At 67.3% G+C, this 24,195-nt stretch carries 25 protein-coding genes, 2 tRNA genes and 1 pseudogene; 11 read left to right on the top strand and 17 right to left on the bottom strand.

Annotation, left to right across the window (positions count from 1 at the left end; all coding sequences use genetic code 11):
- Positions 1-162 precede the first annotated feature (162 nt).
- From ACZ48Y_RS06470 to ACZ48Y_RS06495, 6 genes and pseudogenes are all read right to left on the bottom strand, one after another.
- Positions 163-333, bottom strand: a complete 171-nt coding sequence (locus ACZ48Y_RS06470) for a hypothetical protein (RefSeq protein WP_464739673.1) — start codon at positions 331-333, stop codon at positions 163-165.
- A gap of 175 nt (positions 334-508) precedes the next feature.
- Complete coding sequence (locus ACZ48Y_RS06475; protein WP_464739674.1) at positions 509-1,168, bottom strand: hypothetical protein; 660 nt, start codon at positions 1,166-1,168, stop codon at positions 509-511.
- A 360-nt stretch (positions 1,169-1,528) separates the two neighbouring features.
- A complete protein-coding gene (locus tag ACZ48Y_RS06480; protein WP_464739675.1) occupies positions 1,529-1,741 on the bottom strand; it encodes a DUF4268 domain-containing protein in 213 nt (70 codons plus the stop codon).
- A gap of 1 nt (position 1,742) precedes the next feature.
- Positions 1,743-2,286, bottom strand: a pseudogene (locus ACZ48Y_RS06485) (transposase family protein); the annotation flags it as partial.
- A gap of 305 nt (positions 2,287-2,591) precedes the next feature.
- A complete protein-coding gene (locus ACZ48Y_RS06490) occupies positions 2,592-3,317 on the bottom strand; it encodes an ABC transporter permease (RefSeq protein WP_464739676.1) in 726 nt (241 codons plus the stop codon).
- Entirely contained in the window at positions 3,314-4,051 is a 738-nt protein-coding gene (locus ACZ48Y_RS06495; RefSeq protein ID WP_464739677.1) for an ABC transporter ATP-binding protein, read from the bottom strand. Before ACZ48Y_RS06495 ends, ACZ48Y_RS06490 begins: the two co-directional genes overlap by 4 nt.
- Before the next feature lie 578 nt (positions 4,052-4,629).
- Here ACZ48Y_RS06495 and uvrB point away from each other — a divergent pair.
- Positions 4,630-6,633, top strand: coding sequence for an excinuclease ABC subunit UvrB (gene uvrB, locus ACZ48Y_RS06500; RefSeq protein WP_464739678.1), 2,004 nt, complete (start codon positions 4,630-4,632; stop codon positions 6,631-6,633).
- On the opposite strand, the gene ACZ48Y_RS06505 is transcribed toward uvrB, so the two are convergent.
- From ACZ48Y_RS06505 to ACZ48Y_RS06520, 4 genes are read right to left on the bottom strand one after another with little or no spacing between them, the layout of a single operon-like run.
- Positions 6,630-7,718, bottom strand: a complete 1,089-nt coding sequence (locus ACZ48Y_RS06505) for an E3 binding domain-containing protein (protein WP_464739679.1) — start codon at positions 7,716-7,718, stop codon at positions 6,630-6,632. The genes uvrB and ACZ48Y_RS06505 overlap by 4 nt on opposite strands.
- Positions 7,675-8,274 carry a C40 family peptidase gene (locus ACZ48Y_RS06510; RefSeq protein ID WP_464739680.1) on the bottom strand — a complete coding sequence of 200 codons (600 nt, stop codon included), beginning with the start codon at positions 8,272-8,274 and terminating at the stop codon, positions 7,675-7,677. Before ACZ48Y_RS06510 ends, ACZ48Y_RS06505 begins: the two co-directional genes overlap by 44 nt.
- A 1-nt stretch (position 8,275) precedes the next feature.
- Positions 8,276-9,451 (bottom strand): cation:proton antiporter, encoded by a 1,176-nt coding sequence (locus tag ACZ48Y_RS06515; protein WP_464739681.1) that lies wholly within the window; start codon positions 9,449-9,451, stop codon positions 8,276-8,278.
- Entirely contained in the window at positions 9,451-9,906 is a 456-nt protein-coding gene (locus ACZ48Y_RS06520) for a CBS domain-containing protein (RefSeq protein ID WP_464739682.1), read from the bottom strand. The genes ACZ48Y_RS06515 and ACZ48Y_RS06520 overlap by 1 nt, the downstream gene beginning before the upstream one ends.
- Before the next feature lie 12 nt (positions 9,907-9,918).
- On the opposite strand from ACZ48Y_RS06520, the gene argB reads away from it, so the two are divergent.
- From argB to ACZ48Y_RS06555, 7 genes are all read left to right on the top strand, one after another.
- Positions 9,919-10,662 (top strand): acetylglutamate kinase, encoded by a 744-nt coding sequence (argB, locus tag ACZ48Y_RS06525; RefSeq protein ID WP_464742854.1) that lies wholly within the window; start codon positions 9,919-9,921, stop codon positions 10,660-10,662.
- Entirely contained in the window at positions 10,659-11,270 is a 612-nt protein-coding gene (locus ACZ48Y_RS06530; protein WP_464739683.1) for a LapA family protein, read from the top strand. Before argB ends, ACZ48Y_RS06530 begins: the two co-directional genes overlap by 4 nt.
- A gap of 3 nt (positions 11,271-11,273) precedes the next feature.
- Positions 11,274-13,097, top strand: a complete 1,824-nt coding sequence (locus ACZ48Y_RS06535; protein WP_464739684.1) for a cation:proton antiporter domain-containing protein — start codon at positions 11,274-11,276, stop codon at positions 13,095-13,097.
- 19 nt (positions 13,098-13,116) lie between these two features.
- Positions 13,117-13,192: transfer RNA gene (locus ACZ48Y_RS06540), tRNA-Ile, on the top strand.
- Positions 13,193-13,241: 49 nt separating this feature from the next.
- Positions 13,242-13,316: transfer RNA gene (locus ACZ48Y_RS06545), tRNA-Thr, on the top strand.
- Between the two features lie 153 nt (positions 13,317-13,469).
- On the top strand, positions 13,470-14,678 hold the full coding sequence (locus tag ACZ48Y_RS06550) for a uracil-xanthine permease family protein (protein WP_464742856.1): 1,209 nt from the start codon (positions 13,470-13,472) through the stop codon (positions 14,676-14,678).
- A gap of 76 nt (positions 14,679-14,754) precedes the next feature.
- Positions 14,755-15,834, top strand: coding sequence for a TRAP transporter substrate-binding protein (locus ACZ48Y_RS06555; protein ID WP_464739685.1), 1,080 nt, complete (start codon positions 14,755-14,757; stop codon positions 15,832-15,834).
- 43 nt (positions 15,835-15,877) lie between these two features.
- Here the strand turns inward: ACZ48Y_RS06555 and ACZ48Y_RS06560 are convergent, their stop codons facing one another.
- The 4 genes from ACZ48Y_RS06560 to ACZ48Y_RS06575 all read right to left on the bottom strand — a co-directional run bounded on the left by ACZ48Y_RS06560 (position 15,878) and on the right by ACZ48Y_RS06575 (position 19,981).
- The gene (locus tag ACZ48Y_RS06560; protein WP_464739686.1) at positions 15,878-17,251 is read right to left on the bottom strand and encodes a TRAP transporter large permease; all 1,374 of its coding nucleotides are present in this window, start codon (positions 17,249-17,251) and stop codon (positions 15,878-15,880) included.
- A complete protein-coding gene (locus ACZ48Y_RS06565; protein WP_464739687.1) occupies positions 17,248-17,787 on the bottom strand; it encodes a TRAP transporter small permease subunit in 540 nt (179 codons plus the stop codon). Before ACZ48Y_RS06565 ends, ACZ48Y_RS06560 begins: the two co-directional genes overlap by 4 nt.
- An 82-nt stretch (positions 17,788-17,869) precedes the next feature.
- Complete coding sequence (locus tag ACZ48Y_RS06570; RefSeq protein ID WP_464739688.1) at positions 17,870-19,096, bottom strand: MFS transporter; 1,227 nt, start codon at positions 19,094-19,096, stop codon at positions 17,870-17,872.
- A gap of 9 nt (positions 19,097-19,105) precedes the next feature.
- Positions 19,106-19,981, bottom strand: a complete 876-nt coding sequence (locus tag ACZ48Y_RS06575; RefSeq protein WP_464739689.1) for a universal stress protein — start codon at positions 19,979-19,981, stop codon at positions 19,106-19,108.
- Between the two features lie 104 nt (positions 19,982-20,085).
- Between ACZ48Y_RS06575 and folP the strand changes: the two genes are divergently transcribed.
- From folP to folK, 3 genes are read left to right on the top strand one after another with little or no spacing between them, the layout of a single operon-like run.
- Positions 20,086-20,877, top strand: coding sequence for a dihydropteroate synthase (gene folP / locus ACZ48Y_RS06580; protein WP_464742858.1), 792 nt, complete (start codon positions 20,086-20,088; stop codon positions 20,875-20,877).
- On the top strand, positions 20,858-21,205 hold the full coding sequence (folB, locus tag ACZ48Y_RS06585) for a dihydroneopterin aldolase (protein ID WP_464739690.1): 348 nt from the start codon (positions 20,858-20,860) through the stop codon (positions 21,203-21,205). Before folP ends, folB begins: the two co-directional genes overlap by 20 nt.
- Positions 21,202-21,687, top strand: a complete 486-nt coding sequence (gene folK / locus ACZ48Y_RS06590; RefSeq protein ID WP_464739691.1) for a 2-amino-4-hydroxy-6-hydroxymethyldihydropteridine diphosphokinase — start codon at positions 21,202-21,204, stop codon at positions 21,685-21,687. Before folB ends, folK begins: the two co-directional genes overlap by 4 nt.
- On the opposite strand, the gene ACZ48Y_RS06595 is transcribed toward folK, so the two are convergent.
- The 3 genes from ACZ48Y_RS06595 to hemC are packed head-to-tail and all read right to left on the bottom strand — an operon-like array spanning position 21,668 to position 24,160.
- A complete protein-coding gene (locus ACZ48Y_RS06595; RefSeq protein ID WP_464742860.1) occupies positions 21,668-22,834 on the bottom strand; it encodes a bifunctional folylpolyglutamate synthase/dihydrofolate synthase in 1,167 nt (388 codons plus the stop codon). The genes folK and ACZ48Y_RS06595 overlap by 20 nt on opposite strands.
- 34 nt (positions 22,835-22,868) lie before the next feature.
- Positions 22,869-23,255, bottom strand: a complete 387-nt coding sequence (locus ACZ48Y_RS06600; RefSeq protein WP_464739692.1) for a Fur family transcriptional regulator — start codon at positions 23,253-23,255, stop codon at positions 22,869-22,871.
- Entirely contained in the window at positions 23,252-24,160 is a 909-nt protein-coding gene (gene hemC, locus ACZ48Y_RS06605) for a hydroxymethylbilane synthase (protein ID WP_464739693.1), read from the bottom strand. The genes ACZ48Y_RS06600 and hemC overlap by 4 nt, the downstream gene beginning before the upstream one ends.
- Positions 24,161-24,195: the final 35 nt, after the last annotated feature.

Raw genomic sequence — 24,195 nt, forward strand, 5'->3', positions numbered from 1 at the left:
CTCTGGGAGGAGGGACGGGAGCTCCCCGAGGACGCCCGGCGCCGCCCTCTTCCGGAAAGGGAAGAACTTCACCCTAGGCCGGTAACGGTGCCATCCCAAACCGGGCACCACCCACTGGAGACCAGCGAAGCCCAGCGAGCCTCATGAACATCGCCGCCGCCTTCACCCCTGGGTCCCGTCGTTGTTGTTGTAGATGACGAAGACGCGCCTGGCCCGGGCCTCGAGCTGGCGGGCCCAGGCGACGTGCTCGACGACCCTCTCCTCCGAGTACCGGTAGTTGAAACGCTCGTAGGCGGCCTTCGTCCGCTTCCACCAGATCTCTTCATTCCACACGTGGCAGGAGCATGCCTCATGCATGGGGAGCCCCGAGACCGGAAGCGCCGTCTTGCAGTCATCGAAAAGCGGGCAGATTCCGTGCTGCGGGCGAACGGGGCAAGGCGTGCCGCTTGTTTGGCCGAACCAAAGTCCGGGGGCCCGCTGACCGGGCCCCCGGTGGCCTCACCGGCTCTCAGTCTTCCTGGCCACTGTCGTGGTCGCCCTGGTCGCCGTCATGATCGTCGTCCTGGTCCTCGTGATCGCCGCTTCCCCGCCCGCCGTGGCGGTCCTCATCGTCGGGCTGGTCGACGCTGCCGGCATGGTCAGAGACATCACCCTCCGGGGTATCGACACCGTGCTCATCGCGCTCGTCCGAAGCATGCGCCTCATGGTCCTCGCCGGAGGCGTGTGTTTCCTCGACCTCGCTCTTTTTGTGAGAGCCTTCATCGGCCTCATCCATTTCCGGATACTTACCATTAGCCGCACGATGGGCCAACGCCGCTTCCGCCACGACCTCGGCCTCCAGGAGGGTGCCGTCCGGCAGAGCAACAACGGGATCATCCCCTCGGAGCTCGACGCTGAGGGTCAGGGTCGGATTACCCTGAGGATCGTAGACCACCAGCTGGGCGGCTTGCGCCAGCAAGTCCCCTCGGGGCTCAAGGCCCAGGGAACTGGTCCAGATCGTATTCCCCTCCGCATCAAGGAAGGCCACCGTCGCCCCCGAATCGATCGCCTGGCGGACCTCTGGGGGGAGCGAGGCCATGCCTTCGGCGTGCGTGGAAGCAAACGCCCAGCCCGTGACCGAAAGGCCGAGAACCAAAACTACTGTGCAGATTCCTTTGCGTGCCTTCATAGCAAGATACAACCTAGCGTCGGCGGGTTAACCAAAGGTAAACGACCAAACCGAACTGAAAGGTGGCTTGTACTCCCTGTGTGAGTCTATTTAAGCGAAAAGGTGCTCGTAGGCGGATACTTAGGCTTAGCATCGACTGGATCTGCAGGTCATAGTCGCGTCCACCTCCACGGTGGGGAAGCGCTCGGCGTAGTAGCGGAGCCGCCCCTCGGCGCTCCGCGCCACCTTCGGCGGGTATCACCCCGCCTCGAGCAGGGTGGGGTCGGTCCAGGAGGCGGTGCCGACGAGGAGCACAGGCTCATGTTAAGAAGCCCCGGACCGCCACGATCGATCATGACCAGATTCACATGATTTCCCCGGTTAGAGCTTCCTCACGTACGGCCCCAGCGCTTTATGCAGGCGGAGCATGGCATCGATCCTTTCTTCCTGGATTTGCGGCCAGGCGTCACGATCCTTCAACCCACGTTTTCCGCGACCCGCGTATTCGATACTTGAAGCACGTCTGTCGTCCTTGCGTTGCCAGCTGAGAGATTCGCCAAAGGCACTTTCAATTCCTTCGTTTGCTACCTTCACCTCACGATTCCGCCCCTGCGATCCTGAGCAAGGCATGACTCCGCACCAGGTTGTGGGCCAGCAGGATGAGGTTTACCCGGGCCAAAAGGGATCGAAAGCGCCTGCCCTCTAAGCGGTGGAGCCCTAGAGAGCGCACCAGCACGTTGAAGCACGTCTCGATTCCGTTCCGCGCCTGGCCCATGAGGGGCTTCCAGCCCGTCTCCACCCGCTGACCTCCTCGCAGCCGGTAGGGCGGTGTCTTCACCCCTTCCACCCAGCGAAAGCCCCGGTCCCCCAGAACCAGGGCGAACCGGGAAAGGTCGGCCACTAAGGGTTCTGCCCAGGTCTCCCGGGCGTTGCCGGGAAGGATGGCCCAGCGTTCGCAGCAGCCTTCCTTGTCCATCACCGCCGCCAGGGCAAATCCGGAGAAACCCCCTAGGGGACCCGGCCCACCGCGGCCTGGAGCAAGGCGTGGGTGTGGATACGGTGGCCCCGGGCCAGGCGGACAAGGAGGGGGAAGCATTCCTCAGCACCCTGTAGAAGCGAGAGTGGTGGAGGTCTGGGAAAAGAAGGAGAGGTGGCAGTAGGCCTGGGTGATCAGGCGGTAGCCCCGCTAAAGGTTGAGGCCGAACAGAACGACCCCCAGATGAAGGGGGCGATGATCAGGTCCGCAAGGTTAGCCCTACACGGGCTGACCGGGGTCAAGATAGTAGTGGGGCTGTTCGCGATCTGCACGCATCGCAACCCCCGTTTTGCTCGCTTCGTTTACAAAAGTCAAGGTCGCAAACGAAGGATTCGGTTATTTGCAAGAACGAGATCCTGCCGGATCAGAAGCTTGGCCTTTTTTTCTCAACCAGCCGGGGCAGAACGTTCAATAATCGAGGAGCCGGCCACTGCGCCTTGCCCAGCGATAACCGTGGGCGAACGCTACGCCGCCAACCAACACCCAAAACAAGGCTACAGCCAGCAGCGACCCGAGGCCCTCACCAAGAAAAACTTTAACCGCCCATTCTAAAGGGTTCAGCGTGTTCAATGCGCGTAAGGCCAGGGGGAGCTTTTCCCCGGGCACGAAGAATCCGGAAAAAAGAAGAAGATAAAAGGTAAGCATCTCGGTAAAGCTCCCCACTTGCTTGTAGCGCAATGAGGCCGCGAGCAGCGAAAGGCCAAGCCCCCAAACGCCTACCAGCGCCAGCAAGCTGGCAACCAGCGCTTCCGGCCCGAGGCCAGCCAACGAAACACCGCTCAACCTAGCGTAAATTGCCAGGGTAGCGACCCAGGGCAAGGCCACTAGGAGCTCAGCGAGCGAGAGCGCAGCAACGATAGCCACAGGAGAGTGGGGTGAGGCGAGCAAACGGGCCAGCGTGCCCAGATAAGCTTCCTCCAAAAAGAAGTTGGCCATCCTTGCTAGCAGGTGCGCGGCGAGATACCAGAGTAAAAATCCGGCCACATAAGCCGGCCGCGCTGAATGCCCCTGGCTGGCATACAGGATGGCGGTAAAGAAAAACACCTTCACTAAAAGTCCAAGTGCATAATCGGTGAAGTAGCGTTTCTGAATGGCAAAGCTGCGTGCCAGGAAAGCTCGAAAAAGGGGGGTCACCGATATACCTCCAAAAGCCAATTCCGGAGCGTCTCTGCATCATGGACCCCTTTGGCTGCGAGATCTGTGCGACCCGTGACCTCACGGACCTCACCGGCTTTCAGCACCACGTAACGATCGGCAACTTCCCAGGCCAAAACCGGGTCGTGCGTGGTAATAAGCACCGTGGGGAGCTCATTGATGCGCGCAATGAGGTCGTTTTGCGATTGGAGATCGAGCCCCAAGGTTGGTTCATCAAGGATATAAACTTTAGCTCCCTGTACCAGGGAGCTAACAAGGGCGAGCCGCTGCTTTTGCCCACGCGAGAGGTTCTGGGCTAACCGGTCCCTCGCCGACCCCAGACCGAACCCGGACAACAGCTCTAAGGCTTTCTCGCGGAGAGCGCGTTCGGGGACACCCGCGAGCCTGCCATAAAAAAGCAAGTTCTCCCAAGCTGTCAGGTATCCGTAGAGGTTCTCGGCCTCCTCAAAAAGGAAGCCTAGCCAGCGCCGTTTTCTCGGGGTAGGGCGGTTTCCAAACACCCTAAGCTCGCCGGCATCCGGTTCCACCAATCCAGCGAGGATCTTCACCAGCGTGGTCTTCCCTGCCCCGTTCGGCCCGAGGAGAACCACCCGCTCGCCCGTGCGTAGGAAAAAATCGACACCCCGGAGGGCGGGTGTCCCTCCAGGGTAGGTCTTCACGATGCCCCTAACTTCAACGGCGTACGGCTGCTCCTTTGTCGATGAGGTTGCCATAACCCTCCGTCTTATAATAGAGGTCGGTCGAATTCGCCGTGCTGTAGACGCATTGCTGAAAAGCCCCAAGGAAATCCGTCAGAAGAGCAAGGTATGTGGAGCGTATGGGTACCTCACCCTCGCCCACCGCCTGCACCCAAACCCGGGGGTCATGCACGCTGTTCTCGATCCGTTCCCTGGATTCCCTGAGAGCATCTTGGTCGGTTTGTGGTTCATTCTACCCATTTTCTGCTACCTCCACCTGGAGGCTATCCCCCCATGAGAACTTGGTGAGCTTCAGCAAACGCAGCAGTACCGAAGGCCTTACTGCCCCAAACGAGGCTCCGCTTGAGCTGTGCCGTCTCTCCACGTTGTTTAGCAGTGACCTCAAACATGTGAGGGGAATCTGGGTGAAGGCAGCGCACATAGGCTTAATCTTCTTACCTCCAGGATAGGTGACCAGACGCTGATTCCCCGTTTGCCACTTGATTTAAAAGCTTTTTAATATACCGGCTTTTGTGTTACCCCTAAAAAACTCGATGCTCAACTCTGGTCCACGCCCCATTGCCGCACCCGCCCCAACCCTAGAATGAAGGGCAGTGTTCAAGTACCGAGGACCTGGGCCCAAAGGCGACCAGCCGAAGGCGATCCGCGAGCTCGTTGAAGGCCTAGAGGCGGGCGAGCACTACCTCACCTTGCTCGGGGCCACCGGCACCGGCAAGACGGTGACGATGGCGAAGGTCATCGAAGCGATGAACCGCCCGGCCCTGGTGCTGGCCCCGAACAAGGTCCTCGCGGCCCAGCTCGCCGCCGAGTTCAAGGAGCTCTTTCCGGACAACGCGGTCGAGTACTTCATCAGCTACTACGACTACTACCAGCCCGAGGCCTACGTTCCCGGGCGGGACCTCTACATCGAAAAGGACGCCAGCATCAACCCGGAGATCGAACGGCTGCGCCACTCGACGACCCGGAGCCTCTTGACCCGCCGCGACGTGATCGTGGTGGCCTCGGTGAGCGCGATCTACGGCCTGGGGAACCCCGCGGACTACCGCGAGCTCAACCTGATCATCAACGTCGGTGATCGGCTGGACCGGGAGGCCCTGATCCAGCGCATGGTGGACCTATTCTACGAGCGCAACGACGTCTCCCTGGAGCCCGGGCGCTTTCGGGTCAAGGGGGAGGTCATCGAGGTCTGGCCGGCCTACGACACCGAACCCATCCGGGTCGAGCTCTTTGGGGACGAGATCGAGGCGATCGCGGTGGTCCACCCGGTCACCGGGGAGAAGCTGCGGCCGCTGCCGGGCTTCGTCCTCTTCCCCGCCTCGCACTACGCCACCCCGGAGGAACGCCTCGAGCCCGCCCTGGCCTCGATCCGCGCCGAGCTCGAGGCCCGCTTGAAGGAGCTGGAGGCGGCGGGCAAGCACCTGGAGGCCCAGCGCCTCAAGGAGCGCACCCTCTACGACCTGGAGATGCTGCGCCTCACCGGAACCTGCAAGGGCATCGAAAACTACGCCCGGCACTTCTCCGGCCGGCCGCCCGGGTCGCCCCCCTACACCCTCCTCGACTACTTCCCCGACGACTTCCTCACCTTCATCGACGAGTCGCACGTCGCGGTCCCCCAGCTGCAGGGCATGTACGCGGGGGACCGCGCGCGCAAGGAGACCCTGGTGGCCTACGGCTTCCGCCTTCCCTCGGCGCTGGACAACCGCCCCTTGAAGTTCGAGGAGTTCCTGGAAAAGACCGGACAGCTGGTCTTCGTCTCGGCGACGCCCGGCCCCTTCGAGCGCGAGGTCTCGGACCGGGTGGTCGAGCAGATCATCCGCCCCACCGGGCTCCTCGACCCCAAGGTCACGGTCAAGCCCACCCAGGGCCAGATCGAGGACCTGATGCGCGCGATCCGGGAGCGCGCAGCCCGCGGCGAGCGGGTGTTGATCACCGTGCTCACCAAGAAGATGGCCGAGGACCTGACCGACTTCCTGGTCGAGCACGGCATCCGCGCCCGCTACCTGCACCACGAGCTCGACGCCTTCGAGCGCCAGGCGCTCTTGCGCGACCTGCGGCTGGGGAAGTTCGACGCCCTGGTGGGGATCAACCTGCTGCGCGAAGGGCTGGACCTGCCCGAGGTCAGCCTGGTGGCGATCCTGGAAGCGGACAAGACCGGCTTCTTGCGTAGCGAGCGGGCCCTGATCCAGACCATCGGCCGCGCCGCCCGCAACGCCCTCGGCGAGGTTTACCTCTACGCCGACCAGATCAGCGACGCAATGCGTGCGGCGATCGAGGAGACGCGCCGGAGGAGGGCAATCCAGGAGGCCTACAACGCCGCCCACGGGATCACCCCCAAGACGATCGAGAAGGCGGTGCGCCCCCTGGTCAAGCCCGAGGACTACGGTGAGGCCGTGGAGGTCGTGCTTCCGGTCGACGAGGAGGCGATCAAGGAGGAGATCGCCGCGCTCACCCTGGAGATGTGGGAGGCCAGCGAGGCGCTCGATTTCGAGCGGGCGGCGGAGCTCCGGGATCAAATCAGCGCCCTCGAGGCCCGCCTCAAGGGGGTCAGCGTGCCCGCCGAGGTAGGCGGGAAAAAGCGCCGCAAGCGGCGGCGTTAGCGAAAGACCAACAGCCGCGCCGGGCGCTCGAGGTAGTGGACCACGAGGTCCAGAAAGCGCTCGGCGAAGTCCATATCGCCGAAGAGCAGCAGCAGGCCAAAGCCCTCGGGCATCCCCGCGGTGGTCAGGCGGAGCCGGTTCTCCCCGGGGGTCACGGGCGGGGTCTCCTCGGCGATCGAGAGGCCCTCTCCCTCCTCCCCTTCCTTCGCCCAGGCCTCCAGGAACTGGGAGAAGCTCTCCACCTCGGGAATCCGCCGCCGCCCCTTGAGGGGTTGCAGGGGGATCTCCAGCTCGGAGAGGGCACGCCGGGCGGCGAGGAAGAGGAAGCTCTCCCGGGAGAGGTTGCGCCCGAACTCGTAGTTGAGGTCGCTCAAGAGGGCGTCGAGCGGGGCCAGGTTGACCGCCCGGGGCCAGAGCGGGGCCATGGCGCGGTCCCGGGCCAGCTCCTCGTCCACGACCACGCTCGCGGCTTCAGGGGCCTCGGCCGCCACCCCGGCGTCCTTTTCCGTGTAGACCGGAAACTCGGCGGTGATGTCGGTCTTGGGCGCTTCAGCCTCGGCAAAGACCGGGGTTTCGGCGGTGATGTCGTCGAGCACGACCGCCTCTTGCTCCTCGGTCTCGGCGAAGAGCTCGGTCTCCGCGGTGATGTCCTTGGGGTAGACCTCGGCCTCGGCGGTGGCCTCGGCCGCCTCCTCTTGGATGATCGTCTCCTCCGGCCAAGGCGCGCGCTCCCAGGTCTCGGGCGCTGGCGCCACCTCGGCGGCTTCTTCTTCCTCCTCGAAATCCAGCTCCAGCTCGAACTCGCTGGTGGGCTCGGCTTCGGGGATCAGCTCCTCGAGCTCGACCCCTTCCTTCTCCAGGGCAGCCCGCGCCGCCTCGAGGTCGGCACTCCCCTCGGGGGGCGGGGGCTCGCCCGGGGGCGGACCCTCAAGCGAGACCTCGCCGCTCATCACCTTGGCCAGGAAGTTCAGGATGTCCTTTTCGGTGATCGTGCCGTCAGGACCGGTCCCTTCGATCCGGCGCCAGTCGATGCCGTTCTCCTCAGCGAGCCGGCGCGCCAGCGGAGTGATCTTGGGTTCGCTCATTTCTCCCATCATAGCCGATGACCCGCCGGGCCCCCACGAAGGCCCTGCGGTACCAGGGCAAATCCAAGGGCTCGATCACCACGCCCTTGTCGCTCGCGGCGTGCAAGAACCTGCCCTCGCCGAGGTAGATCCCCACGTGATCCACCGGACGGCGGGAAAAGGAAAAGAACACCAGATCCCCGGGACGCAGCTTGGTCACCGGCGACGATACCCTAAACAGGTCCCGGGTGGTGCGCGGGAGGGCCTTTCCCAGCCGGGCGTAGACCGCGCCCACCAGTCCCGAGCAGTCGTACCCGCCCGGCCCGGTACTCCCGTAGCGGTAGGGGGCCCCCAGGAAGGGCCGGGCGAGCGCCCGGAAATCCGGCCCTGCGTCGGGGATCCAAAGCCGCTGCCCTACCCGGATCAGGTCGCCTTCCAGGCCGTTCGCCGCCTTGAGCGCGGCCACCGTGGTGCCAAAACGCCGGGCCAGGGAGAAGAGGGTGTCGCCGGGGGCGACGGTGTACTCGAGGGCCGCGGCCAGCCCAAAGAACCAGAGCACCGCGACCCAGCGACGCATCCTAGGCCTCCTGGGGGAGCGTTCCGCCCTCGGCCCAGAGGATCAGGGGCTTCAAGAGCAAGGGGGCGAGCAGGGTGGTGACCACCACCATGAAGATCACCACCGCGAACTGGGTCTCGTCGATGGCGTTGTTGGTCAGGCCAATCGCGGCCACGATCAACCCCACCTCGCCCCGGGGGATCATCCCCACCCCGACGATGACGGCGTTCTTGATGCCCTGGGTGATCGCCGCCAAGAAGGTGATCAGCTTGCCGACGACGGCGATCCCGGAAACGATCAGGCCAGCCTTGATCACGTCCAGGTCGCCGAGCGCCTTGAGGTCCAGGAGGATCCCCATGTAGGCGAAGAAGATCGGCGCCAAGAAGCCCTCGAGCGCGTGCACCGGGGCGGTGAGCTTGTACTCCTCGGCCACCTCGGCCATGATCATCCCCGCCAAGAACGCCCCCACGATCGGCGCCAAGCCGATCGCCGAAGCCAGCGAGGCCATGCCCAGCGCGACGACCATCGCCGCGCCATAGGTGGACTGAAAGGGTAGCCGCTCCAAGGGCAGGCGGCGCATCAAGGGCACCACCGCCGCAGCCAGACCCACGAAGACCACCGAGATTAGGATCAATCGGATCACCGCCGCACCCTCGATCGCCCCCGTCTGGGCGATCCCGGAGACGATCGCCAGGATGATCAGCCCCAGGACGTCGTCGATCACCGCTGCCCCCAGGATGATCCGGCTGTAGGGCCGGGAGAGCACGCCGAGCTCCTGCAACACGCGGGCGGTGATGCCCACGCTGGTCGCAACCAGGGCGGCGCCGAAAAACAACGAGGCCACCTGGTCGTGACCGGAGAAGACGCTGAAGTAGTACCCCCCGACGAAGGGCAAGATCACGCCCAAGACGGCGACGAAAAAGGCCTCCTTGCCCACCGCCAGGACGTCCTTGAGCCGGGTCTCCAACCCGACCATGAAGAGCAAGAAGACCGCGCCGAGCTCGGCGATGAACTCGAGGGTGTGCCCCTCGTGCACCCAACCCAGCACCGAGGGCCCGATCACGACGCCGGCGACCAGCTCGCCGATCACCGCCGGCTGATTGAAACGACGAAACAGCCAGCCCATGAACTGCACCGCGACGACGAGGATGAAGATCTGAAAGAGCAGCTCAGCGACGCTCGGTGCTTGGGCCTCCATCAGCGTGCACCCCCTTCCAAGAAGAGCCGGAGGAAATCGCTGCGGGTCAGGATTCCCACAACCCGCCCCTCCTCGTCCACCACCGGCAGGCGGCGGAAGTCGTTTTCCACCAGCGCCTTGAGGGCGCCCCAGAGGCGGTCGTCGGGGTGCACGACCGGGGGGTTCGCCCGCATCGCCACCCGGACCGGGTTGTTCTGGTAGCGGTGGAAGATCTCCGCGTAGTCGCCGGGGTCGACCCAGTCATCGAAGAGGCGCAGCGCCTCGACCTCGGAGTGGGGGATCAGCTCCGGCTTCGGCAAGAGGTCGTCGGCCTCGACCACCCCCACCAGCCGCTCGCCTTCGACCACGGGCAGCCCGCCATAGCGGTTTTTCAACATCAACGCCGCGGCCTCGGCGATCGGTGTCTCAACCTGCACGACCAAGGGATTCGGGGTCATCAGCTCGCGCACGCGCATGGCCCTATGCTAATGGAGATGTGGGTGGTGAAGGTTGGCGGCTCTTTGCGCGGAGCGGGCGAGGTGCTCGACGATCTCGCGGCCTTCCCTGACGCGCTGGTCCTGGTGCACGGCGGCGGTCCCCAGATCGGGGCCTTTTTGGAACGCTTAGGGATGCCCACACGCTTCGTGCGCGGCGAACGGGAAACCCCCGCCGACCAGCTGGAGGCGGTGGAGAAGGTGCTGACCCGGCTGGGTAAGGTCCTGGCGCATGAGCTCAGCCGCCGCGGTCGCGCGGCGATCGCCCTGACCGGCCGCGACGCGGCCTTCATGCGCGCCGAAGTCCGACCCGAGCTGGGCCGGGTCGGCGGCACCCCGAGCGTCCACCCCCGGCCGCTTTTGGACCTCATCGCGCGCGGCTACACCCCGGTCGTGGCCCCGATCGCGGTGGACGAGGAAGGTGCGCTCAACGTCAACGCCGACCGCGCCGCGGCCGCGATCGCGGGGGCGCTCCGGGCCCCCCTCCTGCTGCTGACCGACGTCGAGGCGGTCCTCGACGCCGAGGGCCGGCCCCTGGACCGCCTCGACCCCCACGCCGCCAGGACGCTGATCGCCGAAGGGGTGATCCGGGGCGGGATGGTGCCGAAGGTCGCGTCCGCCCTCGAGGCCCTGGAACGGGGCGCACCCCAGGCGGTGATCGCCAAGGGCGGCCGCGGGCAGCTCCGTGCGGTGCTGGAAAACCGCACCGGGACCCGCTTGTATACTGGGCCCGTATGAACTTCCGCACCCTGTTCGTGCTGCTCTTTCTCGCCCTGCTGGCGGTCTTCGCCGGCCTCAACTGGGCGGCCTTCACCGCCCCGACCTCGCTCAACCTGCTCTTCACCCGCGTCGAGGCCCCCCTGGGCCTGGTGATGCTCGGCGTCATCGCCTTCCTTACCCTGGTCTACGCCCTCTTCGTGGTCGGGGTCGAGGCCTCGGCGCTGATCGAGGTGCGCCGCTACGCCCGGGAGCTGCACCAGCTGCGCAAGAAGCTGGACAACGAGGAAGAATCGCGCTTCGCGCAACTCAAAGCCACGCTGGAGAGCGGGCTGGAAACCCTCAAGGGGGACCACGCGCGCATCGAGAAGACCGTGGTGGAGACCGCGGACCGCACCGAAGACCAGCTCCTGGACGCGATCAAGCGCGAGGCCGCGACCCTCGCGGAGCGCCTGGAGACGATCAAGCTCCTGCAAAACGAGCTCAAAAACCGGCTCGAGGCCACCTCCCCCAAGCTGCGCGCGGAGGTCAAGGAGGAGCTGGAAAAAGCGGTCAACACCCTCGCCGCCTACATCGGCGAGCTGGAGTCCCGGCTGGCGTCTGGCACCCCGCCCTCCCAGGAGGCCTAGGCGTTGGAAGCGCTCGCGCTGAGAACCGCCGTAGCGGCGGTGGGGCTGGGCATCGGTGCCCAGATCCTGGCGCACCGCTACCGGCTCCCAGCGCTGGTCCTGCTGTTGGTCTTCGGGGTGGCCTTCGGCCCCGACGGCGTCGGGCTCTTGAGGCCGGCAAGCCTGGAGCACGGGCTCAGCCTTTTGGTCAAGCTAGCGGTGGCCATCATCCTCTTCGAGGGGGCCCTGGCCCTGCGCCTTTCCGAGCTCAAGAACGCCCTTTTCGAGGTGCGCCAGCTGGTCACCTGGGGGGTGCTGATCACCTGGGTCGGGGCCACCCTCGCGGCCCTCTGGCTCGGCGGGCTGGGGTGGAGCAGCGCGTTGCTCTTCGGAGCGCTGGTCTCGGTCACCGGACCCACCGTCATCCAGCCGCTTTTGAAGCGCATCCCCGTCCCTCGTAGGTTGAAGACGGTGCTCGAGGGCGAGGCGATCCTCGTCGACCCGGTGGGGGCGCTCTTGGCGGTGGTGGTCTTCGAAGCCCTGGTGGAGTTCGCTCACGGAGGGCTCCTGACCCTTCCCGAGGCGGCGGCGGGCTACGTCGGGCGCTTTTTGGTCGGGGGCCTGGTGGGCGCGGCGCTGGGAGCCGGGCTTTCCTGGCTCCTAAAGCAGCCGCGCTGGGTGCCCCTCGAACTCAAGAACCTGGTGGCCCTGGCCGCGGTGCTGGTGGCCTTCGGCCTCGCCGACGCCCTCCTCTCCGAAGCCGGGATCGTCGCCGCGGTGGCGATGGGCCTGGTCGTGCAGCGCGGCGCGATCCCCGAGGAGCACCGCCTCCGCCGCTTCAAGGAACAGCTGACCACCCTGGCCATCAGCCTGCTCTTCGTCCTCCTGGCCGCCGACCTGCCGCTTGGAACCGTCCTCGCCGAAGGCGTGTCGGGGTTCTGGACGGTGCTGGCGCTAATCCTCCTGGTGCGCCCGGCGGCGGTCTTCCTTTCCCTGGCGCGCTCGACGCTCGCCTTGAAGGAGAAGGCCTTCATCGCCGCGGTCGGCCCGCGGGGGATCGTCGCCGCGTCGGTCGCTTCCCTCTTCGCCTTGCGCCTGGGGGAGGAGGGCACCCGGCTCCTGGCCCTGGTCTTTTTGACGATCTTCCTCACCGTGGTCTTCTCAAGCCTCCTCGCCCCCTTTCTGGCCCGAGCCTTCGGGCTCGCCGACGCCACCCACCGGCGCGCGCTGATCATCGGCGCCGGGGGGATTGGCCGCGAGGTGGCCCGGCGCTTCAAGGCTGCCGGACGGCCGGTGACCCTGGTGGATCGCAACCCGCGCCTGGTACGCGAGGCGATCCGCGAGGGGCTGCCGGTGATCCGCGGCAACGCCCTCGACGAGGACGTGCTCGAGCTCGCCGGGGCCGACGAGGCGGGGACGCTGCTCGCGGTGACCCTGAACTCCGAGGTGAACCTTTTGAGCGTCCTCCTCGGCCGCGAGGTCTTCGCCATCGAGCGGGCCTATCCTGCGGTGGACAACGAGAGCCTGAAGCTCGAGCTGGTCACGCAGGCCGGGGGGCAGGTGGCCTTCGGCCGGGCCATCGACCTCCCCGAGTGGGACCACGCCCTCGCCCACCGCGAGGCGGAGGTCTTCGAGTGGGCGGTCCCCAAGGGCTTTCCCGACCGGCCCGTCGAGGCGCTGGCCCTGCCCGAGGTGCTCCTGCCCCTGGTGCGACTCAAGAACGACCGCCCGGAGGTGGTGCATGCCGCCCAGACCTGGGCCCCAGGCGAACGGGTGGTGTTCGCCAGCCTGGCGCAACGGGAGGAGGCCGAGGCCCTCCTCGCGCGCTTGTCCGGTGCACGCGTCTAGGCTAGATTAGGGTTTGCCCGGGCCCTTAGCTCAATGGTGAGAGCGGCCGGCTCATAACCGGTTGGTTGCAGGTTCGAGTCCTGCAGGGCCCACCAGTTTCCTTGCCTCCGACGGGGGTTCTTTCTATACTTAATGGGGCTGTGCGCCGGCGTAGCTCAGCGGTAGAGCAACCGCCTCGTAAGCGGTAGGCCGCCGGTTCGAATCCGGCCGCCGGCTCCAGGCTTCCGCCCCGATTGCGGGGCGGAAGATGCTTTTGCCGCACGCGATCACCGGGCTTTGTTAAAATGCGGTCCCGGTGGGACCGGAGCCAATGACCACGCGCGCCCTTTGGGGCGCCTTTTTTTGGGCCCACCAAAAGGAGGGAAGATGGAACTGACACCCACGCGAAAGCTCGTCCTCGGCCTGCAACACACGGTGGCGATGTTTGGCGCGACGGTCCTGGTCCCGCTCCTCACCGGGCTCCACCCCTCGGTGGCGCTGATCACCGCCGGGCTCGGCACCCTGGTCTTCCACCTGGTGACCAAGGGGATCGTTCCGGTTTTCCTAGGCTCCTCCTTCGCCTTCATCGCGCCGATCATCGCCGCGCAAAAGGCAGGATTCAGCCTGGGCGCGGTCGGCGGAGGGATCATCGCCGCCGGCGCGGTCTACCTCCTCTTCGCGCTCTTGGTGCTGGCGGTGGGCTCGACGCGGGTGCGCCAGCTCTTCCCCCCCATCGTCACCGGACCGGTGATCGTGGTCATCGGCCTGACCCTGGCCCCGGTCGCGGTGGACATGGCCAGCAAGGACTGGCTGCTCGCGGTCGTCACCCTGGCGGCGGCGATCGTGGCCGCGGTCTTCTTCCACGGGCTCTACAAGATGCTCCCGGTGCTCACCGGGGTCGTCGCCGGCTACGTGGTGGCGCTGGCTCTCGGCCGGGTGAACACCGCGCCGATCATGGAAGCGGCCTGGTTCGGCCTCCCTCCCTTCGTCGCCCCCAGCTTTGAATGGGGGGCGATCCTGCTCATCGCCCCAGTCGCCCTGGTCACGGTGATGGAGCACATCGGGGACATCCTGACCAACGGCCGGGTGGTGGGCAAGGACTTCTTCAAAGACCCCGGCCTGCACCGCACCCTCACCGGCGACGGCCTGGCGACGATGCTCGCGGGCTTCCTGGGGGGCCCGCCGAACACCACCTACTCGGAGAACACCGGGGTGCTCGCGGTCACCCGGGTCTACGACCCCTCGGTGCTGCGCATCGGCGCGGTCTTCGCGATCCTGCTCGGCCTCTCCCCCAAGCTCGCGGCAGTCCTCCAGACCCTGCCCACCGGCGTGCTTGGGGGGATCTCCATCCTGCTCTTCGGGATGATCGCCTCCATCGGCATCCGCACCCTGGCTGAGGCGGCGATCGACTTCACCCACTCGCGCAACCTGATCGTGGTCTCGCTGATCCTGGTCCTCGGGCTGGGAGGCGCGGTCGCCGACCTGGGGACGATCCAGGTCGCGGGGGCCGAGGTACCGCTCAAGGTCACCGGCATGAGCCTGGCGGCGCTGGTGGGGATCCTCGCCAACCTGCTGCTGCCCCCGCAGATGGATGATGCATAAGCATTCGCATAGCTTGCATTCGCCCGTAGGGCATGCGTATACTTCGCATGTAAACCTTAGTTAAGGAGGCTTCGCGATGAAGAGACGGGAATTTATCAAGAAGGCAGCCGCAGGCGTCGCCGCGTCCACCGTATTCGGTCCGGTCTACGCCCAGACCCAAAAGCGGGTTCGCTGGCGCATGGCCACCAGCTGGCCCAAGTCGCTGGACACGATCTACGGCGGGGCGACGACGATCGCCGACCGGGTGCGCGAGATGACCGACGGCAAGTTCGACATTCGCGTCTACGCCGCTGGGGAGATCGTCCCCGGGCTGAAGGTCGTGGACGCGGTGCAGCAGGGCACGGTCCAGGCCGGGCACACCGCGGGCTACTACTACATCGGCAAGCACCCGGCGTTCGCCTTCGCCACCGCGCTGCCCTTTGGCTTCACCTACCGCATCCAGAACGCCTGGCTCTACGACGGCAACGGCAACAAGCTGCTCAACGAGATCTTCTCCGACTTCAACATGATCGGCTTCCCCGCGGGGAACACCGGTGCCCAGATGGGTGGCTGGTTCCGCAAGCCGATCAACAGCTTGGCCGACCTCAAGGGCCTGAAGATGCGCATCCCCGGCCTCGGCGGCAAGGTGATGGCCCGTCTGGGGGTCACGGTGCAGGTCCTCGCCGGCGGGGACATCTTCCCGGCGCTCGAGCGCGGCGCGATCGACGCCACCGAGTGGGTCGGTCCCTATGACGACGAGAAGCTGGGCTTTTACAAGGTAGCCAAGTACTACTACTACCCCGGCTGGTGGGAACCGGGCCCCACGCTGCACACCTTCGTCAACCTCAAGGCCTGGAACGCCCTGCCCAAGGAATACCAGGAGATCTTCAAGACCGCCGCGGCCCAGGCGAACCTCCAGATGATGGTCGACTACGACGCCAAGAACCCCCCGGCGCTCAAGCGGCTTCTGGCCAAGGGCGTGATCCTGCGCAAGTTCCCGCTGGACGTCCTGAAGGCCGCGGAGAAGGAGGCCTTCGCCCTCTACGACGAGCTCGCCGCGCGAAACTCCGAGTACAAGAAGATCTACGAGGACTGGAAGGCCTTCCGCGAGGACGCCTTCCGCTGGTTTGGCACCACCGAGCTGGCGATGGGCCAGTACCTCTTCGCCAAGATCTAGCCTTCGAAAACGAACAAGGGGGCCCGCCGTTGCGGGCTCCTTTTTACACCCCTCCGGTGAGGTTGATGAGCCAGGTGACGATCTGGGGAAAGATCACCAGCAACGTAAGGCCGATGAGCTGGATCAGGATGAAGGGCACCGCGCCCTTGTAGATGTCGGTGGTCTTCACCTCCGGCGGCGCGACGCCGCGCAGGTAGAAGAGCGAGAACCCAAAGGGCGGGGTCAAGAACGAGGTCTGCAGGTTCATCCCGATCATCACCCCGAACCAGACCAGCGCGGTGCGCACCGGTTCGACGGCGTCCGGGAACATCCCCGGCAAAAGCCTCGCGGCCACCGGGGCCACCAGGGGAATGATGATGAAGGCGATCTCGAAGAAGTCAATGAAAAAGCCCAGGATGAAGATCACCAGGTTGACCACGACGAGGAAGCCAATCGCCCCGCCGGGGAGCGCGGAGAGCAGATCCTCGACCCAGATGTCCCCGTAGAGCCCGCGAAAGACCAGGCTGAACGCGGTCGAGCCAATCAGGATGAAGATCACCATCGCGGTCAGGCGCGCGGTGGCGGTCATCGTGCCGATCAGGGCCTCGAGGGTGAACCGGCGGTAGAAGGCCGCAAGCAGCATCGCGCCCACCGCGCCGAACGCCCCCGCCTCGGTGGGCGTGGCCCAGCCGGCGAAGATGCTCCCGAGCACCACCAGGATCAGCACCAGCGGGGGCATCATCACCAGCATGATCTCCTTGAAGAGCGCCGATCCCTTGAGCGTGCGCTCCTCCGGGGGCAACGCGGGAGCCGCCTTGGGGTTGAAGATCGCGTTCAGGATCACGTAAAGGACGTACATCCCGGAGAGCATCAACCCCGGGATCAGCGAGCCGATGAAGAGATCGCCAACCGAGACCCCAAGCTGGTCCGCGAGGACGATCAGGACGATCGAGGGAGGAATGACCTGGCCGAGGGTCCCCGAGGCCGCGATCACCCCGGTGGCCAGGGGCTTGGCGTAGCCGTAGCGGAGCATCACCGGCAGGCTGATCAGGCCCATGGCCACCACCGTCGCCCCCACGACCCCGGTGGCCGCAGCGAGCAGGGTGCCCACCACCACGACGCTGATCGCCAGCCCCCCGCGCAAGGGGCCAAAGAGCATGCCCATGGTCTTGAGCAGGTTCTCCGCCAGGCCGGAGCGCTCGAGCATCGTGCCCATGAAGATGAAAAAGGGCACCGCGAGCAGGGTGTAGTTCTCCATGATGCCGAAGATCCGCTCGGGCAAGGCCCGCAGCAGGTCGAAGCTAAAGATGTCGAGCTGCACCCCGATCAAGGCAAAGATCAGCGCCGTTCCGGCGAGCGCGAAGGCCACCGGATACCCGGTGAAGATGAAGACGAAGGCCCCTACGAACATCAAAGGGCCCAGCAGATCGGGGTTCACGCCGCGTCCTCCAAGAGGTCCGGGGCAAAGAGCACCGCGGCCTTCTTGATCGCCTCCGAGATGCCCTGCAAGAGCAGCAAGGCGAAGCCCAAGAGCAACGCGGCCTTGATCGGGTAACGGGGGAGCCCGCCGGGGTCCGGGGACATCTCGAGCTCCCGAAGCGAGGCCATCACGATCGGCCAGCCGACATAGAGGACGAGCAGGCTAAAGGGAATGAGGAAAAAGAGCGTGCCCAGGAAGTCCACCCAGGCCTTGGCCCGGGGCGAAAGCCGGGCGTAGATCACGTCCACCCGCACGTGCTCGTCCTTCAACAGGGTGTAGGCGCCGCCGAGGAGGAAGACCAGGCTGAACATGTACCACTGCAGCTCAATGTAGGCGTTGGAGGAAAGGTCCACGCCGATGCTCTGGGAGAGCTTGCGGGTGATCGCGTTGTAGGTGCCGATCAGGACCATGAAGAGCGTCAACCAGGCCACCAGGAGTCCGACCTTCTCGTTGAACCGATCGATCGCGTGGGCGAGGGCTAGCAGCGTTCGCATCGCGGGACCTCCTTCGCGTTCGCGAAAATCCTACCCCTCGCCGGTTTCGGGGGTCAAGGTAAGTTGAAAATTTATGCGTGCGCTAACGGACTCCGCGAATGCGGGTCACCAGCAGCGTTCCCAGCAAAAAGGCCAACGCCGCGACGACGAAGGCCGCTTGATACCCGAGCCCGACCGCGACCCGGTTCAGGCGATCCACCCCAGGGCCGACCAGCCCCGCCAGGACCTGGGGGACGACGATCGAGGTCTGCCAAAGCCCCATCTCGGTCCCGTGCGCCCTGGGGTTTTTGAGCACGTCGCTGACCAGCGCCCAGTCCACCGCGGCGTACGCCCCGTAGGCCAGGCCAAAGAAGAGGGACAGGCCGACCAACACGTCGAACCGCGGCCAGCGCAAGAGGGGCACCAGCAGGAACGCCAGGCCGATCCCGGAAGCGAGGATCACCGGCTTGCGCCCCAGGCGGTCCGAGAGCTTCCCCGCTGGGAGCGCCGAGAGCGCCGCTCCCAGTGAGATCAAAAGCACCAGCAGCCCCGCCGCCTGAAAGGCGAAGCGGGCGACGACCCGGCCAAAGAGGGCGAAGACCCGCACCACGTCCGCGAGGTAGTACTGCAGGTAGGTCTGGACCAGGTACTGCCCGAGCATGACCAGAAACCGCGTCCCCCAGACCCAGCGGAAGTCCGGGTCGCGCCAGGGCATGCGCAGGCTCTCAAAGAGCCCCTCGCTGCGCCTGGGCGCGTTTCTGGGCTCGCGGATCTCGACGAGCGTCCAGGCCGCGGCGACCAGGTTCACCACAGCGGCGAGGGCAAAGAGCAGGGGCAACGAGGCCAAGAGGAAGCCCACCAGGCCGGCGGCGATCTGGGCCGTGGACTGGAAGGCGGCCATCCAGCCCGAGGCCAGGCCCCGGTGGGCGCGGGGAACGAGGTCGGGGATCAGCGCCGAGTAGGGGCCGGTGGCCAGGTCATCGGCGAGCTGCAAGACAAGGTAGCCGAGGAACAAAAGGCCGTAGCTCGGGGCGTAGGCCATCCACAAAAGGGCCAGCGCGGTCAAAAGGCTCCCCACCGCGAGGTAGGGCAGCCGCCGCCCCCACCGGGTGGGAAAGCGGTCCGAGAGGTACCCCATGAGCGGCGGGCCCAGGGTGGCCATCACCGCCCCGACCGCGAACAAAAACCCCATGCGGCCGGCCTTCTCCGCGGGATCGACGAGCTCAGCGACCCGCGCCGGGAGGAGGACGAAGAGGACCAGCGTCCACTTGAACGCGGTGGCGAACCAGTAAACGGAGAGGGCGAACAGCCAGCGGTTCGAAGGGCGCACGCCGCAAGTCTACGGCCTGGCCGCCTCGGGAACGACCAACAGCGGCAGCTCGGCGCGGTAGATGAGCTCGACCACGGTGCGGCCGAGCCGGGTGCGGTGGGTGGACTTGGCCTTGGACCCAACGACGAGGAGGTCGACCCCGTGCTCACGCGCCAGGTCCAACAGCCCCGAAACCTCGTCGCCACGGGCCACGATCAGCCGGTCCTCGGGAAGGCCCAGCCGCTCGACCAGGGCCGCCTTGGCGTGGGTGAGGACCTCGTGCTCTTTTAAGTACGCCTCGGGCAGGTAGGCGGGCACGCAGCAGGTCCCCGGGGAGAGGCTGACCAGGTGGAAGGCGACGGGCTCGGCGCCGAGCGCCTCGGCCAGGGCCTCGGCGTAGCGCCAGGCCGAGCGCCCGGACTCGGCGTCGTCGACGGCCACCCCGACGCGCGCCACCCGGGTTAGGGGGCGCTCCGCGGAGACCAGCAAGACCGGCACCTCGCCAAGGTGCATCAGGTAGTGGGAGACCCCGCCCCGGGCGACGCGCTCGAGCGGCGCCGCCCCCTCGGCGGCGAGGACGACGAGGCGATGGCGCAGGGCCTCGCCGGCCACCTGCCGCGCCGGGTGGCCGCTGCGCACCAGCACCTCCGCCCCCTCGGGGACGAGCCTTTGCATCGCGGCCTCGGCGAGGGCGTGCAGGACCCGGTCTGCGGCCTCGAGGGGCTCCGCGTGGTCCGGGCGCCAGACGGCGGCAAAGCGCCGGGGCGCGCTCTTTAGGTAGCTGTCTTCGACGACGTGCAAGGCGGTGACGGGCCAATCCAGCCCTTCGGCCAGGGTCCTGGCGCTGGTCAGCACCGCTTGGCTGCTGCTCGTCAGATCCACCGCGGCGAGAACACCCTTTCGCATACCGCCTCCCGTTCACCCTCAGGATACCCAAGGCGCTTGCCTATAATGTCCCCGTGCGTCTTCACCTGCGCGGGTTCGTGCTCGACCTCTCCACCCCCAAGCTGATGGGCATCCTCAACGTTACCCCGGACTCCTTCTCCGACGGCGGTCGCTACCTCGACCCCGAGCGGGCCCTGGCCCGGGCCAAAGCAATGATCGCCGAGGGCGCGGACCTGATCGACGTCGGCGGGGAGTCCACCCGCCCCGGCGCCGCCCCGGTCCCGGTCGAGGAAGAAAAGCGCCGCGTGCTGCCGGTGCTCGAGGCCCTGATCCCCCTCGGCGTTCCGATCAGCATCGACACCCGCCATCCCGAGGTGGCCCGGGAGGCGCTGGCTTTAGGGGTGCACCTTTTGAACGACGTCACCGGGCTCGTGCATCCCGAGATGCGCCGCCTCGCGGCCGAGCACCAGGTCCCGGCGGTGGTGATGCACATGCCGGTTCCCGACCCGGCGACGATGATGGACCACGCCCGCTACCTCGACGTCGTCGCCGAGGTCCGGGGCTTCCTCCTGGCCCGCGCCAAGCGCGCGCTCCGGGAGGGCGTGCCCCAGGTCATCCTGGACCCGGGGATCGGCTTCGGCAAGCGGCTGCACCACAACCTGGCCCTCCTGCGCCGCCTCCCCGAGCTGGCGGCGCTCGGTTTCCCCCTCCTCGTGGGCGCCAGCCGCAAGCGCATGATCGGCGAGCTCACCGGGGTGGAGGCCGCCAAAGCACGGGTCGTCGGCTCGGTCGCCGCCCATCTCGCCGCCGCCCAGCGGGGGGCGCGCATCCTCAGGGTGCACGACGTCGCGGCGCACAAGGAGGCGCTGCGGGTGTTCTGGGCCATCGAGGACGGGCATGGGCCGGATCGTCCTTAAAGGACTCGAGTTCTTCGGCCGCCACGGCGCAAGGCCCGAGGAGGAGCGGCTCGGGGCGCGCTTCGTCATCGACGTGGAGATGACCGTGGCCTTCGAGGGCAAGGGGGACGCCCTGACGGCGACGGTGGACTACGGCGCGGTCTACCGCACGGTCGCCGAGGTGGTGGAAAAGGAACGCTTCTACCTGATCGAGGCCCTGGCGGAGCGGATCGCCAACCGCCTGGTCGAGGCCTTCCCGGAGATCGCGCGCCTGGTGGTGCGGGTGCACAAGCCCCACGCCCCCCTCCCCGGCATCTTCCGCGACGTCTACGCCGAGGTCGAGCGGTGACCGACGCCCTGGTGGCCCTCGGCTCCAACCTCGGCGACCGCGCCGGCCACCTCTACACCGCGGTCAGCACCCTCTCTCGCCAGCCGGGGATCGCGATCGTCGCCCTCTCCCCGCTCTACGAGACCGACCCCGTGGGCCCGCCCGGGCAGGGGCCGTACCTCAACGCCGCCCTCTGGCTGAGGACCGCGCGCGCGCCCCGGGACCTCCTTTCGCTGCTCCTCGATGTCGAAAAGGCCGCCGGACGCGAACGACGGGTGCGCTGGGGGCCGCGCACCCTGGACCTGGACCTGCTCTTTTACGGGGACCGGGTGATCGAGGAAGCGGGCCTCACCCTCCCCCACCCCGAGCTGCACCGCCGGGCCTTCGTCCTGCGCCCGCTGATGGACCTGGTCCCAAACTGGGTGCACCCGGTGCTCAAGAAGACCGTGGCCGAGCTCTACCGGGAGGTGGATCCTGGCGGCGTCAGGCGCTACGCGCCCTGAGCCAGGGGCGGAGCTCGCCGATCAGAAAGAGGCTGCCCGCGACCACCACCAGCGCCTCGGGGTGGTCCCGCTCGGCGCGGACGAGCGCGGCGAAGGGGTCGGCGACCACCTCCCCCCGCCCGAAGGCCGCAAGGAGGGCCTGGGGATCGGCGGCCCGTTCCCCGGTGTAGCGGGTGAGGTAGATCGCCTCGAAGGCCCCGGCGAGGGCCTTGGCCATCGCCCGGTGGTCCTTGTCTCGGCTGGCGGCGAAGACCAGGACCTTGGGGGTCTTCGGGAAATGGGCCGCCAGCGCCCGGGTCAGCGCCCGGGCCCCGGCGGGGTTGTGCGCACCGTCCAGGAGGACCCGGCCGATCCGCTCCAGACGACCGGGGTTCTCCAGCTGGGCGAAGGCGCGGTCGATCGCCGCCGGCGGCACCCCCAGCGCCTGAGCGGCCCGCGCCGCGAGCGCCAGGTTCTCCCCCTGATGGGGACCGAGGAGGCGGGTCGCGTAGCCCCGGTTCATCACCCCCAAGCGCAGCCCGTCGGAGCGCGGCTCGACGAAGTCCGGCCGGACCACGCCGAGGGGGGCGCGCACCGCGCGCGCCGCCTCGATCAGCGCGGTCAGCCCCTCCCCCCGCGCCGAGGTCAGGGCCGGCCGGCCGGGGCGCAGGATCCCCGCCTTCTCCCGGGCGATCGCCGCCCGGGTCTGGCCGAGGAAGCCGGTGTGGTCGAGGTCAATCGCGGTGATCAGGGCCAGGTCGGCGTCCTTGACGTTGACCGCGTCGAGCCGGCCGCCGAGGCCGACCTCGAGAACCGCGACCTCCACCCCCGCCTCGGCGAAGTAGAGGAAGGCCAGCGCGGCGCTGATCTCGAAGAAGGTGGCCCCGGTGGCCTCGGCGTGGGGCAGCACGCCAGCGACCAGCTCGCGCAAAACCGCGCTCGGGATCTCCTCGCCGTCGATCGCGAAGCGCTCCTCGTAGCGGCTGAGGTGGGGGCTCAAAAAGCGGCCGGTGCGCCGCCCCGCGGCGGTGAGGGCCGCGCTCAGGGCCCGCGTGGTCGAGCCCTTGCCGTTCGTCCCGGCGACGATCACCGCGGGGTAGGCGCGCTCCGGGTGGCCGAGGCGCGCGAGCAGCGCCCGCACCCGCTCCAGCCCGGGCCGGAGCCCCATCCGCCGGCGGGCGAAGAGGCGTTGGATCAGCGGATCATCCGGCAAGATGCTCGCTGCAGCTGGGACAGACCCCGAAGAAGGTCAGCCAGGCCCCCTCGACCCGGGCCCCGGGCAGGGCGGCCTCGGCCTGCTCGCTGAAGAGGCGCACCTTCACGTCCAGATCGAAGACGCCCTGGCAACGGCGGCAGACGAAGTGAGGATGGGGATCGGTGTCGGCGTCGTAGCGGGTGGCGCCGCCGTAGTGCAGGGGCACCGCCAGCCCCTCCTTGACCAGGAGGTCCAGGGTACGGTAGACGGTGCCCAGCCCGATCGTGGGCAGGCGCTTTTTTGCCTCCTGGTAGATCCAGGTCGCGTCCGGGTGGCGCTTGGTGGCACGCAGGGCCTCGAGCACCGCGCGCCGCTGAGGGGTCATGCGCTTCATCGCTTGGCCTCCTCGATCAGCTCGCCGGCCCCCTGTTCGAGGAAGTCCGCGGCGAGCTCGGCGCCAAGCTCCGCGGCCTCCTCGATCGGGCCCTCGATCTCGCCGCGAATCAGCTCGCTGCCGTCGGGCGCGGCGACCAGGCCCTCGAGCCGCAGGTCCTCGCCCTCGACGTAGGCCAGCGCCCCCACCGGGGCCAGGCAGCCGGCCCCGAGCGCCGCCAAAAAGCCGCGCTCGGCGGCGACCCGGGCCTGGGTCTCGCGGTGGTTGAGGGAGTAGGCGAGCTCCTCGGCGAGGTCGTCGCCGACCCGGACCTCGAGCGCCAAGGCCCCTTGGGCCGGCGCGGGGAGGATGACCTCGGGGTCCACGAACTCGTCGATGCGGTTGCGCAGGTCCAACCGCAACAGCCCGGCGGCGGCGACGATCAGCGCGTCGACCTCGCCGCGGCCGAGCTTGTCCAGGCGGGTGTCGACGTTGCCGCGGATGGGCAAGACCTCGAGGTCCTCGCGGTAGGCGAGGAGCTGCGCCCGTCGCCGCGGCGAGCCGGTGCCCACCCGCGCCCCTCGGGGCAGGTCGCGCAGGCGCTTGACCCCGTTGCGGCCAATGAAGGCCTCGCGGGGATCCACCCGCTTGGGAACCGAGGCCACCCGGAGCCCCAGCGGCTGTTTGGTGGGGAGGTCCTTATACGAGTGCACGGCGATGTCGATCTCGCCCTTGAGGAGGGCCTCCTCCAGCTCCTTGACGAAGATCCCGCGCTCCAGCGGGTTCGCCCCGCGGTCCCCGGAGGTGGTGACGGTGCGGACGGTAAACTCGGTGTCGGGCCAAAGCTCCTTCAGGCGCTCGACGACCTGCCGGGTCTGGGCCAGCGCCAACTGGCTCCCCCGGGTGCCTACGACGACAGCGCGCATACGCCCCCCATAATAGCGTGCCCGCGCAGACCGCC

The sequence above is a fragment of the Rhabdothermus arcticus genome, from assembly GCF_055382915.1.

Excerpts from the sequence above, each read along its gene's own strand:
- ACZ48Y_RS06475 (WP_464739674.1), bottom strand. The coding sequence starts at position 1,168 with ATGAAGGCACGCAAAGGAATCTGCACAGTAGTTTTGGTTCTCGGCCTT.
- ACZ48Y_RS06505 (WP_464739679.1), bottom strand. The coding sequence starts at position 7,718 with ATGAGCGAACCCAAGATCACTCCGCTGGCGCGCCGGCTCGCTGAGGAG.
- ACZ48Y_RS06515 (WP_464739681.1), bottom strand. The coding sequence starts at position 9,451 with ATGGAGGCCCAAGCACCGAGCGTCGCTGAGCTGCTCTTTCAGATCTTC.
- ACZ48Y_RS06520 (WP_464739682.1), bottom strand. The coding sequence starts at position 9,906 with ATGCGCGTGCGCGAGCTGATGACCCCGAATCCCTTGGTCGTGCAGGTT.
- argB (WP_464742854.1), top strand. The coding sequence starts at position 9,919 with ATGGAGATGTGGGTGGTGAAGGTTGGCGGCTCTTTGCGCGGAGCGGGC.
- ACZ48Y_RS06530 (WP_464739683.1), top strand. The coding sequence starts at position 10,659 with ATGAACTTCCGCACCCTGTTCGTGCTGCTCTTTCTCGCCCTGCTGGCG.
- folB (WP_464739690.1), top strand. The coding sequence starts at position 20,858 with ATGGGCCGGATCGTCCTTAAAGGACTCGAGTTCTTCGGCCGCCACGGC.
- ACZ48Y_RS06510 (WP_464739680.1), bottom strand. The coding sequence starts at position 8,274 with ATGCGTCGCTGGGTCGCGGTGCTCTGGTTCTTTGGGCTGGCCGCGGCC.
- folP (WP_464742858.1), top strand. The coding sequence starts at position 20,086 with ATGGGCATCCTCAACGTTACCCCGGACTCCTTCTCCGACGGCGGTCGC.
- hemC (WP_464739693.1), bottom strand. The coding sequence starts at position 24,160 with ATGCGCGCTGTCGTCGTAGGCACCCGGGGGAGCCAGTTGGCGCTGGCC.
- ACZ48Y_RS06565 (WP_464739687.1), bottom strand. The coding sequence starts at position 17,787 with ATGCGAACGCTGCTAGCCCTCGCCCACGCGATCGATCGGTTCAACGAG.
- ACZ48Y_RS06600 (WP_464739692.1), bottom strand. The coding sequence starts at position 23,255 with ATGAAGCGCATGACCCCTCAGCGGCGCGCGGTGCTCGAGGCCCTGCGT.
- ACZ48Y_RS06495 (WP_464739677.1), bottom strand. The coding sequence starts at position 4,051 with ATGGCAACCTCATCGACAAAGGAGCAGCCGTACGCCGTTGAAGTTAGG.
- ACZ48Y_RS06555 (WP_464739685.1), top strand. The coding sequence starts at position 14,755 with ATGAAGAGACGGGAATTTATCAAGAAGGCAGCCGCAGGCGTCGCCGCG.
- ACZ48Y_RS06595 (WP_464742860.1), bottom strand. The coding sequence starts at position 22,834 with ATGGGGCTCCGGCCCGGGCTGGAGCGGGTGCGGGCGCTGCTCGCGCGC.
- ACZ48Y_RS06575 (WP_464739689.1), bottom strand. The coding sequence starts at position 19,981 with ATGCGAAAGGGTGTTCTCGCCGCGGTGGATCTGACGAGCAGCAGCCAA.